We start from the raw sequence: 21,353 nt of genomic DNA on the forward strand, positions 1-21,353 counted from the left end.
CAGCAGCAGGCAGACCATGGTCATCATCGGCGGCGGGCTCGGCGGCCTGTCCACCGGCTGCTACGCGCAGATGAACGGCTACCGCACCCGGATCCTGGAGATGCACGAGATCCCCGGCGGCTGTTGCACCGGCTGGGACCGCGGCGAGTTCACCTTCGACTGCTGCGTCAGCTGGCTGCTGGGCAGCGGACCGGGCAACGAGATGCACCGGATCTGGCTCGAACTCGGCGCGCTGCAGGGCAAGCGGATGCGCAACTTCGACGTCTTCAACGTGGTGCGCACCCGGGACGGCCGGGCGGTGTACTTCTACTCCGACCCGGACCGGCTGGAGGCCCACCTGCTCGACCTGGCGCCCGAGGACGCCCGGCAGATCCGGCAGTTCTGCGCCGGACTGCGCAAGTTCCGGCTGGCGCTGGCCCGTTACCCCTTCCTCAAGCCGGTCGGGCTGATGGGCCGGCGGGAGCGGTGGCGGATGCTCGCCTCCTTCCTGCCGTACTTCAACGTCATCCGCCGCTCGATCACGGTGCTGATGAGCGACTACTCGGCGCGGTTCCGGAGCCCGCTGCTGCGCGAGGCGTTCAACTTCGTCCTGTACGAGAAGCACCCCAACTTCCCGGTGCTGCCCACCTACTTCCAACTCGCCTCGCACGCCGGGCAGTCGGCCGGGGTGCCGGAGGGAGGCTCGCTCGGCCTGGCGCAGTCGATCGAGCAGCGCTACCGCCGGCTCGGCGGGGAGATCACGTACAACGCCAAGGTGACCGAGATCCTGGTCGAGCGGGACCGGGCGGTCGGGGTGCGGCTGAGCGACGGGCAGGAGGTGCGGGCGGACATCGTGGTGGCGGCCTGCGACGGCCGGACGACCATGATGGACCTGCTCAAGGGCCGCTACCTGAACGACACCTACCGGCGGCTGTACACCCGGACCATCACCGAACCCGGCATGGTCTTCCCCGGCTACGTGACCGTCTTCCTCGGCCTGCGCCGGCCCTTCCCGGCCGGCGACCCGTGCACCACCTACCTGCTGGAGGACGAGGTCGCCGCCCGGCTCACCGGCATCCGGCACCCGAGCATCAACGTCCAGTTCCGCAGCCGGCACTACCCGGAGCTGTCCCCGGCCGGCACCACCGTGGTGTACGCCAGCTACTTCTGCGACATCGCCCCCTGGCGAAAGCTGAGCACCGGCCCCGAGCAGACGCCCCGGCTGCGGCGCGGCGAGGAGCTGCACACCCTGCCGGTCGGGCGGGGCCGGGAGTACCAGCGGGAGAAGCGCCGGGTGCGGGACACCCTGATCGAGTACCTGGACGGCCACCACCCGGGCCTCAAGGAGGCGGTGGCCGTCAAGGACGTCTCCACCCCGCTCACCCAGGTCCGCTACACCGGCAACTACGACGGCACGGTGCTGGGCTGGCAGCCCTTCGTGGAGAGCGGCGAGACCCTGGAGGAGGAGATCAAGCGCAACGGCCCCGGGCTGCCCGGCCTCGCCAACTTCTACCTCTCCGGCGTCTGGGCGACCACCGGCGGGCTGATCCGGGCGGCGGCGGCCGGCCGGCACGTCGTCCAGTTCATCTGCCGGGACGACCGCAAGCCGTTCACCGCCGAGGTGGACGACAGCGCGCCGCCGCCCGTCCTGCTCATCGAACCGGTCGGGCCCGCGGACCGGCAGTTTGGAGTCACCTCGTGAGGATCGAGAAGTGGATCGTCCAGGAGCACGTGGACGGCGTGCCGGACGTCGAGCGGGTGTACCGGAAGGTCGTGGAGGAGGTGGACGTCCGGCTCGCCGAGGACGAGATGCTGCTGCGCACCCGGTACGTGTCGGTCGACCCGTACCTGCAGGGCATCGCGCTGGACACCCCGATCGGCGACCACATGGGCGCCGACTCGATCATGGAGGTGCTGGAGGCCGGGCCGGCCGCCCGGTTCTCGGTCGGCGACCTCGTCCAGGGCTTCGGCGGCTGGCGCACCCACCTGGTCAGCAACGGCGCGCCCAGGCTCTGGCAGACCGGGACCTTCCCGATGGTCTTCCCGGCCTTCCGCCGGCTGGACCGCGACCACTACGACGAGGCGCTGCCGCTCTCCACCGCGCTCGGCGTCCTGGGCGGGCCGGGGATGACGGCCTGGGGCACGGTCGAGAAGTTCCTGGACGTGCGGCCGGGCTCGACGGTGCTGGTCAGCGGGGCCTCCGGGGCCGTCGGCTCGCTGGTCGGGCAGCTCGCCAGGCACCGCGGTGCGCGGGTGATCGGCACCACGGCGACGCCGGAGAAGGCCGAGCGGCTGTGGGAGCTGGGCTTCGACGCGGTGCTGCTGTACCGCGACGGCGACGCCCCGGACCGGCTGCGCAAGGAACTCGCCGAGCTGGCCCCGGACGGCATCGACCGGTACTTCGACAGCCTCGGCGGGGCGCTGACCGACGTGGTCTTCGAAATGCTCGCGGTGGAGAGCCGGGTGGCCGTCTGCTGGCAGTGGGGGAGCCAGGTCGGCGGGGACTGGGCGGGCCCGCGGCTGCTGCCGCTGATCATGTTCCCGCGCACCACGATCCGCGGCATCTTCTCGCTGGAGTGGTTCACCGAGGAGAACTGGGCCGCGCTGCGGCGGGACCTCGGGGCGCTGGTCCGCAGCGGGGAGCTGCGCTACCAGCAGACCGTCCACCACGGGTTCGACACCATCCCCGCCGCCTACCGCGGGCTCTACCTCGACCGGTCGGCGATGCGGGGGAAGGTGCTGGTCGAGCTCTGAGCCACGGACTGCCCGGTGGGCCCCTCGGTGCGGGTGGCCGAGGGGCCCCGGTACGCGGTCAGTTGAGGGTGAACCAGGTGCTGCGGGACTTCTTCCACTCGGGGTGGGTGAGGTCCTTGGCGGCGGTGCCGTCGTGGTAGAGGTCGGCGGAGCCGTCGTCGGTGATCAGCTGGGCCCGGGCGCCCGGGGCGTCCAGGTCCGGGACGTCGGGGACGGCCTCCCAGGCGCCGTAGTCGCCGGTCGGCAGGTCGACCAGCTTGACCGGCTGGGAGCCGGGCAGGCCGTTCCAGCGGTACAGGGCGTACGGCGCGGAGTTGTCCTCCGCGGCCCAGGAACCGGCCACGATCAGGTACTGGCCGAGGTCGTTGCGGCGGATGTCACGGACCGACAGCCCGCCGAGGTCCAGCTCGATCGGGTCGCCGAAGGTCGCGTGGGAGGCCGAACCGTCCAGCAGGGACGGGAAGTCGGTGACCGGCACCAGCAGCGCCCGGCCGCCGGTGACCGCCGGGGTGAGCGGCGCGCGGAAGCCCACGTAGGCGGTGGTGCTGCTGCCGGGGGCGAACTCCAGGCCCTCGACGTTGAACCCGTCGATCTGCTTGGGCACCTGGCCGTCGGCGGCGCCGGCCGCGAAACCGTAGCGGTCGCCGTTCGCGGAGTCCCAGTCGATCAGGTCGTCGCGCAGGCCGTGGTACTGGCCGGCGAGGGTGAGCTGGGTGGCGGCGCCGGAACCGGTGATCGTGGTGGCGAAGACGGTGTGCCGGTCCGGCTTGACCACGCCGTCCTTGTTGTTGCCGAGCGAACCCGTCCAGTAGATGGTGTTGCCGACCCGGGTGGCGGCCTCGATGTCGATCTCCTTGGAGACGCCGAGGGCCGTGCTGAAGTCCCAGCTGCGCACCGGCGCACCGGAGTTGTTGCGGTCGTACAGGCGCAGGGTGTTGGACTCGTCGTCGCCGACCACGATGAAGCCGCCGCCCGCGTCCACCGCGGCCGAGGCGTCGCTGGAGCCCGTCAGGTAGCGGCTGGCGGCGGAGTACTGGACGGCGGCGGAGGCGGCGTAGTGCAGGGTGCGGGTGGCGCTCAGGCCGCCCAGGCCGGTGACCTTGACGGTCAGGTCGGTGTAGCCGACGCCCTGGGCGGTGACCGACAGCGTGCGGGCGGCGCCGGTGTCGGTCACGGTGACGTCGCCGGTGCGGGCCACGGTGCTGCGGGTGCTGGCCGTGGCGGCGACGGTCAGCGCGGAGGCCGAGGCGCCGCTCTGCGCCACCGTGACCGTCACGGTCGGGTCGCCGGTGGCACCGACCGCGCCGGAGAGGTATCCGGCCGAGAAGGAGATCGTCGGGGTGCCGTACGACGCCGCCGAGGCCGGGACGGCGGGCAGGGCGGCGAGCACGGGCACCGCCGCGACGGCGACGGCCAGCGGCAGCAGACGGCGGGGGAACGCGACACGGTGGCAGACCCTTCGACGCGGGGATGACGCGGGGGATGGCGCGGGGGAGTCGGGACGCTGCCAGCGTGGTGTGCTTCGGCGAACGCCGGCCCGCGGTCGGCGAACGGGGCGGCGAACAACAGGCTTCCGGTGGTCGTCGGGGCCGGGGCCGGTCTCCCCTCGGGCGGAAGTCCGCTGGGGAAGACCGGCGTTGCGGGGCTCGCCTACGCCCAGGCGCCGGCCGCCGCGGCGCGGGCCGCGTAGTCGGCGAGGCTGCGCGGCTCCCGGCCCAGGACCTGCCGTACCCCGTCGGTCGGTTCGGCGGTGTGGCCGTCGCGGTGCAGGGCGAACAGGGCGTCGAGCGCCCGTACGGCGGCCTCGGGGTGGCCGTCGGCACGCAGTTCCGCCCGGTACTCCTCGGGCGTCAGCTCGACGTAGCGCATCGGCCGGCCGGCGGCCCGTGCGATCACGTCGACGGCCTCGTCGAAGCGCAGCGCCTGCGGGCCGGACAGCTCGTACGTCCGCCCGCCGAGCGCGGTGAGGCCGTCGGGGGTGTTGGGGGCGTCGGGCGCGGTGGGCGTGTCGGGTACCGGGCGGGTGAGCAGGGTGGCGGCGACCTCGGCGATGTCCTCGGCGTCCACGAAGGGCTCCGGGACCGCGCCGATCGGCAGGGCCAGTCGGCCGGCGCGTAGCGGGGCGTGCCAGAGGTCCTCGTCGAAGTTCTGGTGGAAGTTGTTGGCCCGCAGGATCGCCCAGTCGACTCCGGAGGCCCGGACGGCGCGCTCGGCGGCGGCCATTCCCTGGCCGAAGTCCGGGCCGACCCGGTCCAGCCCGCGTCCGGAGAGCACGACGAAGCGTCGCACGCCGGCCGTCACGGCCCGGTCGACGAACCCGGGGACGGGGGCCGGGTCCTCCGGTGCGATCAGGTAGACGGACCCGGCGCCGGCCAGTGCGGTGTCCCAGCTGCCCGGGTCGTCCCAGTCGAAGCGGGTCTCGCCCTTGCGGGAGGCGGCCCGTACGCGCAGTCCGTGGTCGTGCAGTCCTCCGTGCTCGCGCAGGCGGCGGACGAGTCGGCGGCCGGTCTTGCCGGTCGCGCCCAGGACGAGGATCTCGTGGTGTTCGGTGGTCATGGCGGCAAGTCAACTCGCGGGCAGGGGGTGGGAGCCATGGGAGATCGTCCGGCGGGCATGTCCGTTCGTTCGCCTAGGGTCGGGGCATGGACGTGTTCGACGAGCTGTTGGGTGGGCTGCGGGCGGAGGGTGCGGTGTTCGGGCGGTCGGTGCTCACGCCGCCGTGGGCGCTGCGCTTCGCGGACGCGGCGGAGCTGACGCTGTGCGTGCCGCTGGCCGGGGAGGGCTGGATCGTCCGGGAGGCGGGCGCGCGGGCGGTGCGGGTGCGGGAGGGGGAGACGGCGGTGGTGCGGGGCCCGGAGCCGTTCGTGTTCGCGGCCGATCCGGCCGACGCCGGCCGTCCGGAGCTGCTGCGGGACGTCCGGTGTACGGAGGCCGACGGGCTTCCGGGTACGGAGCTGGATGGGCGGACGGGCGGGGAGGCGGAGCGGGAGCCGGCCGGCGGCGCGGTGCTCATGGCGGGGGCCTACCGGGTGCGGGGTGAGGTGCCGCAGCGGCTGCTGCGGGCCTTGCCGCCGGTGCTGGTCGTCCCGGATGACGAGGAGGACCTGGCCGGCTGTGCGGCACTGCGGGACTTCTTCCAGGCACAGTTCACGGCCGGGCGCCCCGGCCGTCAGATCGTGGTGGACCGTCTGCTGGACTGGCTGCTGGTCTGCACGCTGCGGGACTGGTTCGACCGGCCGGAGGCGGCTGCCCCGGGCTGGTACCGCGCGCAGGGGGACGAGGTGGTCGGGCCGGTGTTGCGGGCCATGCACCGGGCCCCGGAGCGCCCCTGGACGCTGGCCGGGCTGGCCGCCGAGGCGGGGGTGTCCCGGACGACGCTCGCCAAGCGCTTCACCGAGCTGGTGGGGGAGCCGCCGCTCACCTATCTGACGCAGTGGCGGATGGCGCGGGCGGCCGATCTGCTGGTGCGGTCGCCGGAGACGGTCGCGGCGGTGGCGCGGCGGGTGGGGTACGCGGATGCCTTCGGGTTCAGCGCGGCGTTCAAGCGGGTGCGGGGGGTGACGCCGAGTGCGCATCGGCGGGCGGTCGGCGTGGGTTAGGGCGCGTCCGGCGGATCTCGGCTCGGCGGGATCCGCCGGACAGGCCTCGGGGGGCGATGCGGGTGGTGGGGCGGCGAGGCGGCGCGGGTCACCTGTCCGGGGTACGCGGTGAAGGGGTGAGCGCGGTCAGCCGGTGGCGATCCCGGCGGTCCGCAGGCGGCGCAGGACGGCGTCCCACTCCGGGGCGACCGGGTCGGTGCGGCGGGTGCCGACGCCCAGGTCCTTGAAGCCGCTGGAGGTGGACACGCAGACCACCGGGCCGTCGGAGAGGTCCGGCTCGCCGAGGCTGCGCAGCCCGGCCAGGCCGGCCGCCGAGGACAGCTCGGCCCAGAGTCCGGCGCGGGCCAACTCCTGCTGGGCGTCGGCGAGTTGCCTGTCGTCCAGGGTGAGCGCCCGGCCGCCGCTCGCGCGGACCGCGACGACGCCCCGGTAGCCGCTGACCGGGGAGGCGATCGAGTACGCGGCGCTCGGGCCGACCGTCACGTGGGCGGCGGGGAGGCCGTCGGCGATCGCCCGGGCCAGCGGGCCGGAGGCGGCGGCCTCGCAGGAGTGGATGCGCGGCACCCGGTCGGTCAGGCCCAGACGGTGCAGCTCGGCGAAGCCCTTCCAGACGCCGAAGAGCAGTTCGCCGTACCCGGTGGGGACGAACACCGCGCTCGGCAGGCCGATGTCCCGGAAGATCTCGTACGCGACGGTCTTGTAGCCCTCGGGGCCGTACGCGTGCCCGGTGTGGGTGGGGGTGAGGTTGCTGACCGGGTGCAGGCCCAGGCGGTCGACCACCTGCCGCAGCAGCGGCCAGCGCGCCTCCCAGGGCACCGGGAGCACCACGGCGCCGTAGGCGTTGAGGAAGGCGTCGACGTTCGGGGGGAGGTCGGGGCCGGTGAACACGACGCAGGGCAGCCCGGCGCGAGCGGCGTAGGCGGCGGCCGAGGCGCCGTGGTTGCCGGAGGACGCGACCGCGATGCCGGGCGCGCCGACGCCGACGGCGGCGCTCGTGGTGCAGCGGTTCAGCCGGTCCTTGTGGCTCCAGGTGGGGTTGCGGGACTCGTCCTTGACGTACACCCCGGGCGAGAGCTCGACCAGCGGCGTGGTGCCCTCGCCCAGGCCCGGTGCGAGCAGCGGCGGCAGCAGCGGGGCCCACTGCTCCAGGCCGCCGCGGGTGGGCGCGGGGGCGAACAGGGCCGCCGGGTCGGCCTTGTCGTAGGCGTAGTCGACCTCGACGGGGTAGGAGACGTCCTCGGTGCCGGTCCGGGGGCAGCCCGCGGTGAGCGGGGGCCAGAGGGGGTAGTCGAGGGTGGGGTCGCCGAGCGAGCGCTGACCGGTCGCGAGGGAGTCTGCTGGTGCCATGTAAGTAGCCTAATGGCATTTCAGGTACTACAGGGTGGGTTTGCGATTCCCGTGCGCGCGGGCACACTCCCCGGGTTGGTGGAGGTCGGACGAGGTCGGACGGGGAATCGGGGAGCAATGGACAGCGAGATCGAGGCCATGGTCGAGGCGGTCCGGGCAGCCAGGACGAAGCTCCTGGAGGACGCACTGCCGAAGGCCCGGACACGCGGCAGCGACGTTCCGCCGAACGACGAGGCGGCGCTGCTCGGCGCCCTGGCCGAGTTGGTCGGGACGGCGGCGGAGCTCGTCGACGTCATCCACATGCGGATGACCCGTCCGGTGGGCCGGAACACCTACTACCTCGCGACCGGGCGGTTGCGGCACGAGGCCAGGAACCTGGCGGACGGCGCGCGGAAGGTGGCGGTCGAAGTCGAACCGGAGCCCGCCGGGCCGGCGAAGGCGCCCTGACCCGGCGGGGGACGGTCATGCGGTGAGGAGGGTCACGACGCGGTGAACAGGAGGGCGACCAGGCGGCCGTCGGCGTCGCGGGCCTCGTAGCAGCCGGCCGACTCGGCGTTGACCGGGAAGGCCAGGACGTTGACGCCGGTGCGCTCGTCCACCGTGACGTCCACCCAGGCGGGTATGCGGCCGGCCGCGTCGGCGGTGGCGAGCTCGGACTCCACGTGCGCCACGAAGGCGTCGAGGTCCGGGAAGGCGTCCGGGCGCGGGCCGTCGAAGCGCAGGGCGTCCATCGCGGTGGAGTCCCAGAGGAAGCCGTGGTCGGGGCCGAGCGGCTGGTAGTCCTCGATGGCGTCCTCGAACTCGGCCTCGGCGATCGCCTCGGGGTCGGCGAAGGGGATCAGCGCCATGGTGACGTGCGCCGACTCGCGGCCGCTCTCGGCGTCCTGTCGCCGGACCACGCCGATGTGCACGGGGTGGGTGCCGGCGGGCACGTCGTCGCAGCCGGACCACTCCTGGGCGTCGGGGCTGCTGAAGACCAGCGCCGAGACGACGGTCAGGCCGCCGATCTGGTGGAACTCCTGCGGGCGGTCACCGAGGTACTCGTCGGTGAACTCCTCGGCCAGCTTGTGCAGCAGCGTTTCTGTGTTCATGGCGGTCATGATGGCAGCCCCCGCCGACAGTCCGGCGGGGGCGGGGTGGTGGGGCTCGGTAGTGGGTCGGCGGTGGGTCAGTGGCGGGTCAGCGGTGGGTCGGGAACTGGACGACCTGCTGGTAGGTCGGGCGGTTCTGCCAGGTGATCTTGGGGTCGGTGACGCCGCCCAGCGGGCGCTGGATGATGCTGTCGGCGCACCACTGGTCGCCGGCCGAGCAGTCCGGGTCGCCCGGGTAAACCTGGGCGGGGGTCTGGGCGGCCGCGCGCTTGAGGGTGTCCAGCAGGACGGAGCGGCAGGCCGTGAGGTCGCCACCGCCGCAGAAGGGCCGGGCCAGCGGGCCCTTCACCTGGTCGCCGAGGACGGAGCGCAGGTCCTTGTCCAGGTAGCTCCACCAGCCGTACTGGAAGGCCGAACCCTTGTGCGGGATGCCCTCGTTGGCGCTCACCGGGCCGGTGGCCGGGCCGCTCTGGCCGCCGGAGGGGGACTCGTTGATCTGCAGGGCGCCGGTCAGCGCGCCGAACAGCTGGTCGCCGAGCCCGGGCCGCATCACGCCCTCGGCCACCAGCGGCCACCAGGCGTCCATCACCCGGATCGCGGTCGCGTCCGCGTAGGTGTGGCTGCCGGCCGAAGTCTCCTTCCGCTGACCGCCATTGGCCAGCCAGGCCTCCAGCTGCTGGAGTGCCGTGAGGGTCGCCGGGTCGGTGACGGGCGCGCTGCGCAGCACCCGGATCAGGTCCGGCAGGACGTCCTCGGCCCGGAGGTCGGCGAGCGCGGCGCTCTCCATGGCCTGGGTGAGGGAGACCCGGCTGACCTTGCCGCCGCCCTGGAGCAGCGACTTGACCCGGTCGTCGAGCAGGTTGCCGCGGTGTACCGAGCCGTTGCCGAAGCCGGCCGAAGTGAAGCCGTCGGCCTGCTTGTTGTTCCAGGAGATGTAGTAGTCCTGGTCGACGGACTGCGGGTGCTGGGCCGCCGGGGTGTACCGGGCGGTGTTGGAGGCGGGGTCGAAGTCCGCCCATTCGTAGGCCGGTTGGGCGAGTACGGGCAGTCCGGCGTCGACCCCCGGGGCGCGGACCGGGTTGCTGCCGGAGTTGTAGTACGCGATGTCGCGGGAGTCGGCGTAGAACCAGTTGAAGGTGTAGTTGATGTCCTGCGCGGCCTGTTGGAAGCTCGCCGCGTCGTGCACCGCGCCCGGGTCGTTGAGCTCCTGGAAGCCGATGATGGAGTCGGCCTCGTGGCGGTAGGTGGAGCGCAGCGAGGTGAAGGCGACGGGCGCGCCGCCGACCGTGCCGCGGGCGGTGACCAGGCCGTACTTGGAGCGGTACATCACCAGGGTGTAGGAGCCGGCCGCGGTGGAGTCGGCGGTGGTCGGGCTCCAGGCGTTCTTGCGGTCCAGTCGGTCGAAGGGCAGGCACTGGCCGTGCCACAGGTAGGAGTTGGCGGCCGTGGTGACCGGGGAGCCGTCGGTGGTGCAGAGCGGGACGGCGTAGGAGTCGGTGATGTCCTGCCCGGCGGAGGTGGCGCTCCAGGCGTAGTCCTGGCCGCGGCCGAGCTGCACGTAGAAGCTCAGGCCGGCGAAGGCGGCGCCGCGGGCGCTGATCCCGGGGCCCTGGATCTCCTCCAGCATCAGCAACTGCGGGGCGAAGTAGCCGGTCTGCGGGCCGAACACGGCGACCGGGTGGCCGTCGTCGGTGTGCGCGCCGGAGACCAGCAGCGCGTTGGACATGCCGTGCTTGGCGGTGAGCAGGTTGCCGGGCAGCACGCCGTTCGCCTTGGTGGCAGCGGTGTTGCCGGATCCGGTGGCGTCGTAGATCATCCGCTCGGGCACCACCGAGCCGGGGTCGGGCAGGGCCTCGCCCTGCGGCTGGTCGGGCACGGTGGCGTACGGGAAGCTCTGCCCGTCGTGCAGGGTCTGCACGGCCTCCGGGTCGTCGGCCTCGCGCAGCGACTTCCACACCGCGTCCCCGGCGTCCTTGCCGTACCGGGCCTCGGCGGCCGACTTGACCTGGGCGGAGGCGAGTTCGTTGCCGCCGCCGGAGCCGAACAGTGCGCCGACCACGGAGGCGAGGGCGACCAGGTCGGTCAGCTTGAACGGCTCGATCGACCCGGCGTTGGTGATCGGGTCGATGTGTCCGGTCAGGTCGTACTCGCCGGGGAAGGTGCGGGCGTTGTAGGCCTCCTTGGCGTACTGGTTGATGCCGTCGAGGTAGGCGTTGGCGTCGGCGAGGGCCTGGGTGGCCCGGCCGCCGCGGGCGGCGATGGCGTCGATCTGCTGTTGCAGCTCCGTCTCGGTGTACGGCGCGGCCTGCCAGAAGCTCTGCTCCAGCTGGCGGTTGGCGGCGGCGCCGCCCGCGAAGCCGGACAGCTGGCCGCGGCCGACGTGCCGGAAGAGGTCCATCACCCAGAGCCGGTCCTGGGCGGCGGCGTAGCCCGCGCCGAACTCGGTGCCGTAGCGGGTGGTGCCGGTGATGTGCGGGATGCCGGCGGCCTTGTCGCGCACGATGGTGACGTCGGGGCGGGGGCTGGTGCTGCCGGCGACCTGGTCGGCGGGGACGCCGAAGGAGGCGTCGTTGAAGAAGTCGCGCAGCTTGGCGTCGGTGAGGCCGGGGTAGCCGGAGGCGAGTGCGGCGTACGGGCCGAGCTGGTCGTCGGTGTGGGCGGGGCGGGTGCCGAACATCCGGTTGAGCAGGATGTCTGCGAGGGTGGCGTTGCCGTTCTCGCCGGGAGGCAGGATGTCGGCGCAGTGGCCGCCGCAGTAGTCGTTGGCGGCGGCGGTTGTGGCGGCTGTGGTGGTGGTCGCCGGCTTGGTGGGTGTGGTGGGGGAGGCGGTCGCGGTGGGGGTGGTCAGGGCGGCGGTGACGAGCAGGGCCGACGCGAGAGCGGCGGCCGGGAAGCGGAGGGGGTGGGGGCGTAGGCGCAAGGAGGACTCCTCCGTCGAAACCACGGGGGATCGACGGTAGGGGGGCTACTGGACGGTTGGCTAGTGGCGTGCATGCCATTTTCCTTGGGGTGGGGAGGAGTTGACGGGGCGGGAGTGGGGTGGGGCGTGGGTTCGGGCGGGCTTGGGTCGGGGGTGCGGGCGACGGTGTGGGCGAGGGTCTGCGGGGGCCGGGCTCTGGGTCCGGGCGGGGGGCTGCGGGGGGCCGGGCCGGTTGTCAGTGCTGTCGGTTATGGTCGGTCGCGTCGGAGGCAAGATCGTCCGTCGAAGGCGGCGGGGAGGTAGGGGGAGGAATGGTGGAGACGAATGCGGGGGCGGGGGTGCCCCGGGAGCTGCCCGCCGGGCTCACCCACGGGCCGAGTCGCGAGCGCTTGGCCGCCGGGGGCCTGCCCGCCTCGTACGCGTACCTGGACCTGCAGGCGTCGTGGCACGAGCCGTTGCTGACGGCCGAGGCCTGGTACGACGACGGGATCCGGCTGGAGGGCGTCGAGGGCCTGATCGTGCTGGGCGAGACGCGGTACGACGACTGCTTCGGCTTCTCCACTGCGGACGTCCTGCTCGACGGGGCCACCGGCGAGGTGTACCTGGCGTGCCTGGACGAGTCCGGCGCGCTGCTGCGGGACGTGCTGGCCAGCAGCCTGGACACGCTGGTCGCCCTGATGGTCGAGGTCGAGGCCGTCACGGTGGGGGCGGCCGAGCCGTACGAGCCCGAGGAGGGCGAGGAGTTCGAGCCGCGCGGCCCGGGGACGGTCGCCGAGGTCGCCGGGGTCTCCCTGGAGCGGATGCGCAAGGCCGATCCGGAGCTGTTCCGGCGGACGGACGACCGGCCCGCGCACTGGGAGACGGCGCTGCGGGTCAGGGCGCTCGCCTGGGGCGCACTGCCCGGCGAGCCGGGCGGCCTGCGGTACGCCCTCGACGCGTCGCTGGTCGAGGACCTCGCGGCGCTCACCGACGGCACCGTACGGCGCTTCCAGGAGGAGGACCTGCCCGCGGCCCTCAGCCATGCGCCGACCCGGCAGCTGCTCGGCTCGCTCGGTCTGCCGGTCTCCGACCGGGGGATGCTCGGGATCGACCCGGTGGGTCCGTTCCTGACCATGGCGGAGACGTACCCGGACTCCTTCGGGTCGGAGAACGGCGAGGGGGAGAACGGCGACTCGGAGGACGGCGACTCGGAGGACGGCGAGGGGGAGGACGGCGAGGGGGAGCACCACCGCGCCTACCAGGGCGGGTTCCTGGCCTTCGCCGACTGGCTGTACGACATGCCCATCGCGCTCGACGGTGCCACTGGGCGCCTCGAACTCCCGGCCTGGTTCGACGGGGACGCGCCCGCCGCGTACCTGCACCAGGACGTCTCGGCGCTGCTCTACGTGGTCTGGACGTACGAGCGCCTGCGCGCCGACCGGCGGCCCTGGGAGCACCCGCACACCTCGGTGCCGTGGGCGGTCTTCCATCCGCGGGAGCTGCTGGACTGGGCGGCGGAGGGGGCCCTGCGCGGGCTGGATCCGGAGGCCTTCGCCTCCGAGGACCACTTCTGGCCGATACGGATCGAGGACGGGCACATGGGGAGCCTGCTGGAGTAGCGGCGGTCGGTCGGGCGGTCGGCCGCGCAGGCGGTCGGAGGGGTCAGAGGGGGCGGTGAGCGAGGCCGGCGGCCAGGCGGGCGGCGGCGGTGGCGGCGTCCGTGACCGGCAGGCGTGGGGTGAGGTCGGCGAGGAGGTGGAGCAGGTGGGTGCGGATCGGGCCGGGTGAGGTGGCCACCGCGCCGGTGAGCACGAGCGGTTCGGTGGGCGCGACGGTGGCGCGGACGAGGTCGGCGAGGTGGTCCGCGGCGGTGCGGGCGATGGCGAGCGCGGCGGGGTCGCCGTCCGCGGCCAGTCGGGAGACCAGCGGGGCGAGGCCGGCGAGCCGCTGCGGCGGGCCGTCGTAGGCCCATCGCAGCAGTTCGTCGGGCGAGTCGGCGGCGCAGTGGGCGCGGACGGCGCCGCCGAGGGCGTCGGCCGGGTCGGGGTGGGCGTGGGCGTGTCGGAGCGCCTCGCGGCCGAGCCAGAAGCCGCTGCCCTCGTCGCCGAGCAGCCAGCCGAGCCCGCCGGCGCGGGTGAGCGTGCGGGTGCCGTCGAGGCGGACGCAGATCGCGCCGGTGCCGGCGATCAGCACGGTGCCGCGGCCGTCGGTGACGCCGCCGGAGGCCAGCGCCGGGACGGTGTCCGGGACGAGCCGAACCGGGCAGTTCAGGCTGAGGGCTGCGGCGGATCGGCGGGCGAAGCCGTCCGGGTCGGGCAGCGCCCGGTACCCGGCGAGGCCGACCAGGCACGACCCGACCCGGCCCGGATCCCGGGGGCCGAGCGCGGCCGACACGGCGGCGGCCAGGTGCTCGATCGCCTTGGCCGGGTCGCGTCCGGCAGGGTTGGCGCCGCCGCTGGTGCCCCGACCGAGCGGCGCGCCGGTGGTGTCGAGCAGAACGGCGCGGGTGTGAGTGCCGCCGGCGTCGACGCCGAGGTGGAGGGTGGTCACGGGGCGGCTCCGGTGGGCGTTTCCGCAGGGTGTCTTCGGCAAGCCCCCTCCGTGAGACGGAGGGGGCTTGCCGTGGTGGGCCGGTCGGCGGTCAGTGTGCCAGGTGCAGGGCCACGTCCGCCGGTCCCTGGGCGAACCGGGTGAAGCGGACCTGCCGGCCGTCCCGTTCGGGGGAGGCGCAGAACGGTCCGGCTGACGCCGTGCGGCCGGGGGCAGCGGCGCACGTCTGACCGGGCGCCAAGGGCCGTCCTCGCAGCGGGCACGGACCGTGGTCACCTCCGTCGCGCTGCCCGGCGGGAAGCCGGTGAGCAGCGCGTGCCCGTCGTCGCGGACGAAGCCGTAGCTGGTGGCGCGCCAGAAGTCGGTGTGGCCGCGGGCGGTGACCAGGAGGTCGGTGCCGTCGGTCCTTGCCTGCTCGGGCTGGTGGAGCCGGCTGCCTTCGTGTCAGGCGATGTCGCGGGACGGTGCATGGAGGGCCTTCCGTCGGTGGTCAGCTCCTTCGGGGCGAGGAGGCGACGCGGGCGGGCGGCGCGATCCGCACCCGCTCGGTGGCGGGGGCCCGTTCGAGGTCGTCCAGCTGGGCGAGGATGGTGGCGCGCAGGGCGTCGTCGTCCTCGAAGTGGTGGTCGTTGAAGAGGGTGTGGCCCGTCCACATCAGGTTGGCGCAGACCCGGGCCGGCACCCGGCCGGTCTGGGCGCCCATGCCGACCAGCGCGACCGACCGTATGGAGCCCGGCTCCAGCTGGTTCTGCCGGTGGACCGCCTGGAAGGCGGCGGCGCAGGCCAGCGCGACGTTCAAGGTCTCGCTCACGTTCTGCGAGGAGGTCTGCATGGTGGGGGCCGAGATCAGGAACCTGGGAGTGACGGCCCCGGAGGGGACGCACACCGCGCTGCCGACCGGCAGCGTGCCGCCGTGGCCGTCGCGGATCGCCTTCTGTACCCGCAGCTGGATGCCCGCGCCCAGGTGCCGCTTGATCGCCGCGTCCGTCCCGCCGTCCATCCGGCCGCGGGAGTTGGTGGGGCTGACCCAGGCGTCGACCTCCGCGGTGAGGATCGAGGCGTGCCGGATCTCGATGCCGGGGGTGTCGGCGAAGGCGGCGCGCCACGACTCGACCACCGTTGCGTTGAGGTCGGTCAGCACCACCTTGAGCGGCGACTGCGTACGGTCCGTGGACATGGCGGGGCTCCTGTCGGTCGGTGCGGTTCCTGCTGACGGGGACGAAGCTAGCGCGCGCCACTGACAATCCGTCCGGGTGCCGGATCGGTCCTCCGGGCGGCTGTCGGGGCGGCCCGGATTGTCGGACCCGGCTGGTAGGACTGTGGTGTCCGCCAGGGGAAACTGACGGATCGTCATCTGCCATTCGTCTGCCACCCGTCCGTCCTTGGCACGGCCCCGACCAGCCGGAGTTGCACCACCATGAGTGCTGTCGACACCCCCACCGTCCCCCAGCCCGACCCGAACGACCCGCTCGCCCTGGCGGAGCTGTTCACCGGCGGCGGCGAGCCCTGGCTCCCGCTGCTGAAGCCGGTCATCGAGGCTCAGCCCGGCGCGGCCTCCTTCATCGGCCCCGCCCGCGGCCCGGACGTCGTCCCGGTCCGCGAGCTGACCTTCCAGGCGCTCAAGCCGCACGCGCCGCACAAGTGGAAGGTCGTGGTCTTCGGTCAGAACCCGTACCCGCGGCCCGAGAGCGCGACCGGCATCGCGATGTTCGACAACACCTTCCACGACTGGAAGGACAGCAAGTTCGGCCGGGTGGTGAGCATCCGCTGCATCATCAAGGCCGCGGCGATGTGGAAGTACGGCATCCCCAAGAAGACACCGATCGCCGACATACGGGCGCTGCTGAAGGAGCAGGAGACCGTCCAGCCACCGGAGTGGTTCCAGGCGATGCTCACCCAGGGCGTGCTGCTGCTGAACGCGGCGCTGACCGCCAGCAGCGACGGCGCGATGGGCCCGGACCAGCACACCGCGTTCTGGCGGCCCGTCGCGGAGCGGATCGTCGAGGAGATCCTGCGGGCCAAGCAGCAGGCCGCCGAGGAGGACCGCCACGTCGTCTTCGCCTGGTGGGGTGCACACGCGCGCAACCTGAAGAGCGTCGTGCTGCGGCTGCAGAAGAAGTACCCCGAGGTCGAGGTCCGGCACATCGACCACGCCAACCCGGCCGCCCAGGGGGACATCTTCTGCGACGGCGAGCACTTCGGGACGGTGAACGCCGCCCTCGCCTCGCTGGGTGCCGAGGAGGTCGACTGGCTGCCCAGCGCCGGGTGGAACGCGCAGCCGGTCGAGGGCGGCGGGGCGGAGGGCGGGGTCGCCGAGCGGATGGGCGCCTTCATCGCCTCCACGATGGAGCTGCACCAGCTCTACCTGGACCGCCTCGCGAGCGTGAAGGACGAAGGCCTCGTCCTGCCCGCCATCACCGGGGTGTTCGACACCCCGTTGATGGGCTTCCGGGAGGCCGTCGCCCCGGTCGCGGAGCTGCTGCGCGGCCTGGACCGGCACGTCACGCTGTCGCACGACTTCGGGAAGCGGCGGGTGGACGAGGCGGCCGCTCCCGGTCTGTCCGCCGACGAGATAGCCGCGCTGTACCTGTACACCTGTGAGTCCGCGTTCTACCGGGAGATCAACGCGGTGCTGCGCTCGCCCGACCGCGCCCGGCTGGTGCCCTACCTCCCGTACCTGCGGCTGCTGTTCGCGGCGGTGTCGAGGCTGCCCGTCCGCACCGCGCCGCTCTGGCGCGGGGTGTCGCTGGACCTCCGCCGGCAGTACCCGCTCGGCAAGACGGTGACGTGGTGGGGCGTCTCCTCCTGCACCTCCGAGCTCGGGGTGGCGCAGGCCTTCCTGGGCAGCCGAGGGAAGCGGACGCTCTTCGAGGTGCGACCGGTGCGGGCCACCGGCATCCAGAGCTTCTCGGCGTTCACCGGCGAGGAGGAGTTCATCCTGCTGCCGGGCACGCAGCTGGAGGTCACGGACGTCCGGACCGAGCGGGGCGGGTTGTGCACCGTGACGCTGACCGAGCTGGCGGAGGCGCCATTGGTGTCCTGAGTCGAGCCTGCCGTCCCGTCCCTCCGGTGGCGCTCACCCGGCTCGCCCCCCGGGCTGGCGTAACCAAGTAAGAATATTGACTGGGTTCAGTTAAGCTGGTTCCAGACCAGTGGGTGAGCCCGCTACGGGGAAAGGGACGTGCACGATGACCTCGGAAATCCGGCGGCCGGACGCCGCGGCGCAAGCCCGGGACCTCGACGGCGAGCTGCGGCGGGAACGGGCCTACGTCGAGGTCTGCCGGGTGGCACTGGCCCGGCAGATCGAGGACGCGAGCCACCAGGTCGTCGCCGGAGAGGACGTCTCCGGCGACGGCGCCAGCGCGGAGGCGCTCGGCCGGTACCTGCGGACGCGCGCCAAGCAGATGAAGGAGCTGCCGGAGAGCCCGTCCTTCTTCGGCCGCCTCGACTTCGCCGACACCCCGCAGGCCGGGGAGCACCGGCGCCAGCGCTACTACGTGGGCCGTCAACGGATCTCCGGGGACCCGACCGTGCCGCCCCTGGTGGTCGACTGGCGGGCCCCGGTCTCCCGCGCCTTCTACCGGGCCAGCGCCCACGACCCGCAGGGGCTCGCGCAGCGCCGCCGGTTCGGCTGGGCGCCCTGGAGCCTCGGCGCGCCGGAGGAACTGACCGGGCTGGAGGACGAGTGCCTCGACGGAATCGGTCGGGGAGCGGCGGGGAACGGCGGAGCCGGGAGCGGTGGGGCGGGGAGCGGTGGGGCGGGGCGCGGTGGGGTGGGTGGGATTCTCGCCGCCGAGATCGAACGGCCCCGCACCGGCCCGATGCGGGACATCGTCGCCACCATCCAGCCGGAGCAGGACGAACTCGTCCGCGGCGAGCTGAGCGAGTCCGTGTGCGTGCAGGGCGCCCCCGGCAGCGGCAAGACCGCCGTCGGCCTGCACCGCGCCGCCTACCTGCTCTACAGCTTCCCGCAACGGATCCGGCGCAGCGGGCTGCTGGTCATCGGCCCCAACCGGACCTTCCTGCGCTACATCGCCCAGGTCCTGCCCGCGCTCGGCGAGATCGACGTCACCCAGAGCACCGTGGCGGACCTGGTCGCCACCCGGCCGGTCACGGCCGTGGACGACGAAGGAGCCGCCACGATCAAGCAGGACGTCCGGATGGCGACCGTGCTGCGCCGGGCCCTCTACGGGCGGATCCGAGCGGCCGGCGCGGAGCCGCTGGTCGTCCCCGACGGCTCCTACCGGTGGCGGGTGCCGCCGGAGAAGCTCGACCGGGTCGTCGCGGAACTGCGCGAGCAGGCGCCGCCGTACGCGATCGGCCGGGAGAGCGTCCGCACCCGCGTGGTGGCCCTGCTGCAGGACCAGGCCGAGCGGCGGGCCGGCGTGATGTCCGGCGCCTGGCGGGCGAAGGTCGGGCGCTGCAAGCCCGTCGCGGCCTTCCTGGAAGCCGCCTGGCCCAACCTGCGCCCGGAAGCCGTGGTCGCCTCGCTGCTCGGCGACCCCGCCGTACTGGCCGAAGCCGCCGACGGGGTGCTCAGCCCGGAGGAACAGGCGGCGATCCTCTGGCGGCGGCCACCACGCTCCGAGAAGAGCGCCAAGTGGAGGGAGCACGACCTGATGCTGCTGGACGAGGTGGCCGGGTTGATCGAGCGCCCGGCCGGCTTCGGCCACGTCGTCGTCGACGAGGCCCAGGACCTCTCACCGATGCAGTGCCGGGCGATCGCCCGCCGCAGCGCCTTCGGCTCCCTCACCGTCCTCGGCGACCTCGCCCAGGCCACCGCCCCCTGGGCCGCCCGCAGCTGGCCCGAACAGCTCGCCCACCTCGGAAAGCCGGAGGCTACCGTGGTGCCCCTGACCACCGGCTTCCGCGTCCCGGCCGCGGTGATGGCACTGGCGAACCGGCTGCTGGACGCGCTGGACGTGGACGTGCCGCAGGCCGTCTCGCTGCGGCAGGACGGCGAGTTGACCGTACGGCGGGTCGGCGAGGCCGATGGCGGCGACCTCGGCGACCTCGGTGGCGCGGCGGTCGCGGCGGTGCGGGCCGCGCTGCAACGGGAGGGATCGATCGCGGTGATCGCGGCGGACGGCGCACTGGCGGACGCCGTCGAAGCCCTCCGGACGGCCGGAATCCCGACAGCCTCGGCCGAACAGGTCGGCACCACGGCCCGGGTGACGGTGCTGCCGGCCTCGCTGGTCAAGGGACTGGAGTACGACCACGTGGTGGTGCTGGAGCCGGCGGCGATCGTGGCAGCCGAGCCGCGTGGCCTCCACCGGCTCTATGTCGTGGTGACCCGGGCGGTCTCCCGGCTGGACATCCTCCACACCCGGCCACTGCCCGCCCCGCTGGGAGGGTGAGACAGACCGGTAGCGGTGGAGGGGCCGCCCGGGTGGCTTTCGGGGGACGCGGAGCGCGGTGGGTCGGGATGAGGCGCGGGGAGGGCGCCGACCGGGCAGGGGAACGCGGGAGTGGGGGGTGCGGTGGGGCGGAGGGGCGGCGTCCGGTCCCTGCGGTGAAGGGGGGTTGAGCTGGGGGTTCGGGGGGCGCAGATCGCTCGGAGATCGGGTGTGGATCCCCGGTCGGGAAGATCGCTCCAGCGGTCGTCGGGCTGGACTCGGCGGCGTCGCGCCGGTCGGCGGGGCAGAGGCCGACCGGGCGGGAATGAGCGTGGGGAGACCATCATGGACGGGACTCAATTCGGCGAACTCCTCAGGGCCCACCGGAACCGGCGCGGGCTCACCCAGCGTCAGCTGGCCGACCTGGCGACGCTGAGTGTGCGCGCCGTGCGCAACCTCGAACTGGGGAAGGCGCAGCGGCCCCGGCAGGAGACGGTCCGGCTGCTGAGCGAGGTGCTGCGGCTGAACGACTCGCGTCGGGCCGAGCTGGAGTCGGCGGCGTACGCGCCGGTGCCGGTCGGTCGGCGGGGCATCGGCGAGTCGGTGGCCCCGCCCGCGCCGACCGCGCCGATGGTCGGCCGGATCGCCGAACTCGACGGTCTGATGCGGATGTTGACGGTGGACGGTCATCGGTCGCTGAGCATCGTCGGGCTCGGGGGTGTCGGCAAGACCCGGTTGGCGCTCGAACTCGCCGGGGCCGTCCACGCCGGGTGCGGGTGGCCGGTGCTGTGGCTGCCGTGGCAGGCCCTGTCGGGCCGGGAGGCGGGCGGCCGTCGGCTGGCGGACCTGCCGATCGGCAGGCTGCTGCCCGAGGCGGCGGAGGACCCCCGGCGGGCCCTGGCCGCGCTCGGTCCGCTGATCGGTGACGCGCAGCTCCTGCTGGTGATCGACGGATCGGATGCCGACGGTGAGCAGGCGGCGGCGGAGCTGGCGGGGCTGCTGCAGCGGTGCCCCCGGCTGCGGGTGGTGGTGACCTCCCGGGCGCCGTTGCGGACGGCGGGGGAGCAGGTCGTCCCGCTGGGTCCGCTGGCGGTGCCGGCGGAGTCGGTGGCCGGGGCCGCCGAGCTGGCCAGGATCGACTCCGTCCGGCTGCTGGTCTCGCACGTCCACCGGTTCCACCCCGGGTTCCGGCTGGACGCGGCGACCGCGCCGGCCGTGGCGGCGATCTGCCGCCGGCTCGACGGGGTGCCGAGTGCGCTGGCGCACGCGGCCGAGTGGTTCCTGACGGAGGGCCCGGCGGACCTGCTGGCGCTGGCCACGCACAGTCCGCTGATCCTGGCCTCCTCCCCGAGCGGGGTGGGCCAGCACGCGGACGCCCGTCGCCACCTCGGCCGGAGCCTGGCCGCGCTGCCGGAGGCCGGGCGGAGGGTGCTGGAGCGGATGGGCGGGCGGGCCGAGCCCTGGACGGTGGCCGAGGCGGCCGGCCCCGCGCCGGACCCGGCCGGGTACGCGGAGGCCACGCGGGCCGTGCACGGGCTGCTGGTGCACGGTCTGCTGCGGGAGACCGCCGACGGGCTGCGGCGCCGGTTCACCGTGCTCAACCTGGTTCGTGCACTGACCGCCGAGCGGCCGGTCGGGGCCGGAGCCGGGCCCGGGGCCGGCGTGCCGGTGCCCGTGGGCGGGGTCTGACGCGTCCGGGGCGGGATTCGGCGTGGGGTCCGGGGGAGGGCCCGGGGCGGGGTTCGTGGCGTCGCAGCACGCGGCGGGAACCCCGCGGTGGGTCCGAAACTACCGCTCG

General features: G+C 73.9%; 15 protein-coding genes and 1 pseudogene. 8 read left to right on the forward strand and 8 right to left on the reverse strand.

Annotation, left to right across the window (positions count from 1 at the left end; translation table 11 throughout):
* Positions 1-16 precede the first annotated feature (16 nt).
* Both CRP52_RS28815 and CRP52_RS28820 read left to right on the forward strand, forming a co-directional pair.
* Complete coding sequence (locus CRP52_RS28815; RefSeq protein WP_097239063.1) at positions 17-1,681, forward strand: phytoene desaturase family protein; 1,665 nt, start codon at positions 17-19, stop codon at positions 1,679-1,681.
* Complete coding sequence (locus CRP52_RS28820; protein WP_097239064.1) at positions 1,678-2,733, forward strand: MDR family NADP-dependent oxidoreductase; 1,056 nt, start codon at positions 1,678-1,680, stop codon at positions 2,731-2,733. Before CRP52_RS28815 ends, CRP52_RS28820 begins: the two co-directional genes overlap by 4 nt.
* A gap of 58 nt (positions 2,734-2,791) precedes the next feature.
* On the opposite strand, the gene CRP52_RS28825 is transcribed toward CRP52_RS28820, so the two are convergent.
* Both CRP52_RS28825 and CRP52_RS28830 read right to left on the reverse strand, forming a co-directional pair.
* Complete coding sequence (locus tag CRP52_RS28825; RefSeq protein ID WP_257032901.1) at positions 2,792-4,129, reverse strand: DUF3616 domain-containing protein; 1,338 nt, start codon at positions 4,127-4,129, stop codon at positions 2,792-2,794.
* Between the two features lie 254 nt (positions 4,130-4,383).
* Positions 4,384-5,289, reverse strand: coding sequence for an NAD(P)H-binding protein (locus CRP52_RS28830; RefSeq protein ID WP_097239065.1), 906 nt, complete (start codon positions 5,287-5,289; stop codon positions 4,384-4,386).
* An 86-nt stretch (positions 5,290-5,375) separates the two neighbouring features.
* Here CRP52_RS28830 and CRP52_RS28835 point away from each other — a divergent pair, with 86 nt between their 5' ends.
* Positions 5,376-6,332 carry an AraC family transcriptional regulator gene (locus CRP52_RS28835; protein WP_097239066.1) on the forward strand — a complete coding sequence of 319 codons (957 nt, stop codon included), beginning with the start codon at positions 5,376-5,378 and terminating at the stop codon, positions 6,330-6,332.
* A gap of 126 nt (positions 6,333-6,458) precedes the next feature.
* Here CRP52_RS28835 and CRP52_RS28840 read toward each other — a convergent pair whose 3' ends face one another.
* On the reverse strand, positions 6,459-7,679 hold the full coding sequence (locus CRP52_RS28840; protein WP_097239067.1) for a threonine synthase: 1,221 nt from the start codon (positions 7,677-7,679) through the stop codon (positions 6,459-6,461).
* Positions 7,680-7,796: 117 nt separating this feature from the next.
* Here CRP52_RS28840 and CRP52_RS28845 point away from each other — a divergent pair, with 117 nt between their 5' ends.
* Positions 7,797-8,126 carry a hypothetical protein gene (locus CRP52_RS28845; protein WP_097239068.1) on the forward strand — a complete coding sequence of 110 codons (330 nt, stop codon included), beginning with the start codon at positions 7,797-7,799 and terminating at the stop codon, positions 8,124-8,126.
* A 32-nt stretch (positions 8,127-8,158) separates the two neighbouring features.
* On the opposite strand, the gene CRP52_RS28850 is transcribed toward CRP52_RS28845, so the two are convergent.
* Together CRP52_RS28850 and CRP52_RS28855 are read right to left on the reverse strand one after the other, a co-directional pair.
* Positions 8,159-8,770, reverse strand: coding sequence for a hypothetical protein (locus tag CRP52_RS28850; protein WP_143685848.1), 612 nt, complete (start codon positions 8,768-8,770; stop codon positions 8,159-8,161).
* Between the two features lie 88 nt (positions 8,771-8,858).
* Positions 8,859-11,690, reverse strand: coding sequence for a penicillin acylase family protein (locus CRP52_RS28855; protein ID WP_373560530.1), 2,832 nt, complete (start codon positions 11,688-11,690; stop codon positions 8,859-8,861).
* Positions 11,691-12,001: 311 nt separating this feature from the next.
* On the opposite strand from CRP52_RS28855, the gene CRP52_RS28860 reads away from it, so the two are divergent.
* The gene (locus CRP52_RS28860; protein ID WP_097239070.1) at positions 12,002-13,288 is read left to right on the forward strand and encodes an SUKH-4 family immunity protein; all 1,287 of its coding nucleotides are present in this window, start codon (positions 12,002-12,004) and stop codon (positions 13,286-13,288) included.
* A 43-nt stretch (positions 13,289-13,331) separates the two neighbouring features.
* Here the strand turns inward: CRP52_RS28860 and CRP52_RS28865 are convergent, their stop codons facing one another.
* The 3 genes and pseudogenes from CRP52_RS28865 to CRP52_RS28875 all read right to left on the reverse strand — a co-directional run bounded on the left by CRP52_RS28865 (position 13,332) and on the right by CRP52_RS28875 (position 15,396).
* Entirely contained in the window at positions 13,332-14,219 is an 888-nt protein-coding gene (locus tag CRP52_RS28865; protein ID WP_179852956.1) for an N-acetylglucosamine kinase, read from the reverse strand.
* 330 nt (positions 14,220-14,549) lie between these two features.
* A pseudogene (locus tag CRP52_RS40915) lies at positions 14,550-14,606 on the reverse strand (hypothetical protein); the annotation flags it as partial.
* 103 nt (positions 14,607-14,709) lie between these two features.
* Positions 14,710-15,396 (reverse strand): macro domain-containing protein, encoded by a 687-nt coding sequence (locus tag CRP52_RS28875; RefSeq protein WP_097239072.1) that lies wholly within the window; start codon positions 15,394-15,396, stop codon positions 14,710-14,712.
* 240 nt (positions 15,397-15,636) lie between these two features.
* Here CRP52_RS28875 and CRP52_RS28880 point away from each other — a divergent pair, with 240 nt between their 5' ends.
* The 3 genes from CRP52_RS28880 to CRP52_RS40640 all read left to right on the forward strand — a co-directional run bounded on the left by CRP52_RS28880 (position 15,637) and on the right by CRP52_RS40640 (position 21,244).
* The gene (locus CRP52_RS28880; protein WP_097239073.1) at positions 15,637-17,262 is read left to right on the forward strand and encodes an ADP-ribosyltransferase domain-containing protein; all 1,626 of its coding nucleotides are present in this window, start codon (positions 15,637-15,639) and stop codon (positions 17,260-17,262) included.
* A 145-nt stretch (positions 17,263-17,407) separates the two neighbouring features.
* Positions 17,408-19,576: a HelD family protein gene (locus CRP52_RS28885; protein ID WP_179852957.1), complete on the forward strand. Its 2,169-nt coding sequence runs from the start codon at positions 17,408-17,410 to the stop codon at positions 19,574-19,576.
* Positions 19,577-19,900: 324 nt separating this feature from the next.
* A complete protein-coding gene (locus tag CRP52_RS40640; protein ID WP_097239074.1) occupies positions 19,901-21,244 on the forward strand; it encodes a helix-turn-helix domain-containing protein in 1,344 nt (447 codons plus the stop codon).
* The last annotated feature ends 109 nt before the right edge of the window (positions 21,245-21,353 follow it).

The organism is Streptomyces sp. 1331.2 (assembly GCF_900199205.1).
GTDB lineage: Bacteria > Actinomycetota > Actinomycetes > Streptomycetales > Streptomycetaceae > Kitasatospora.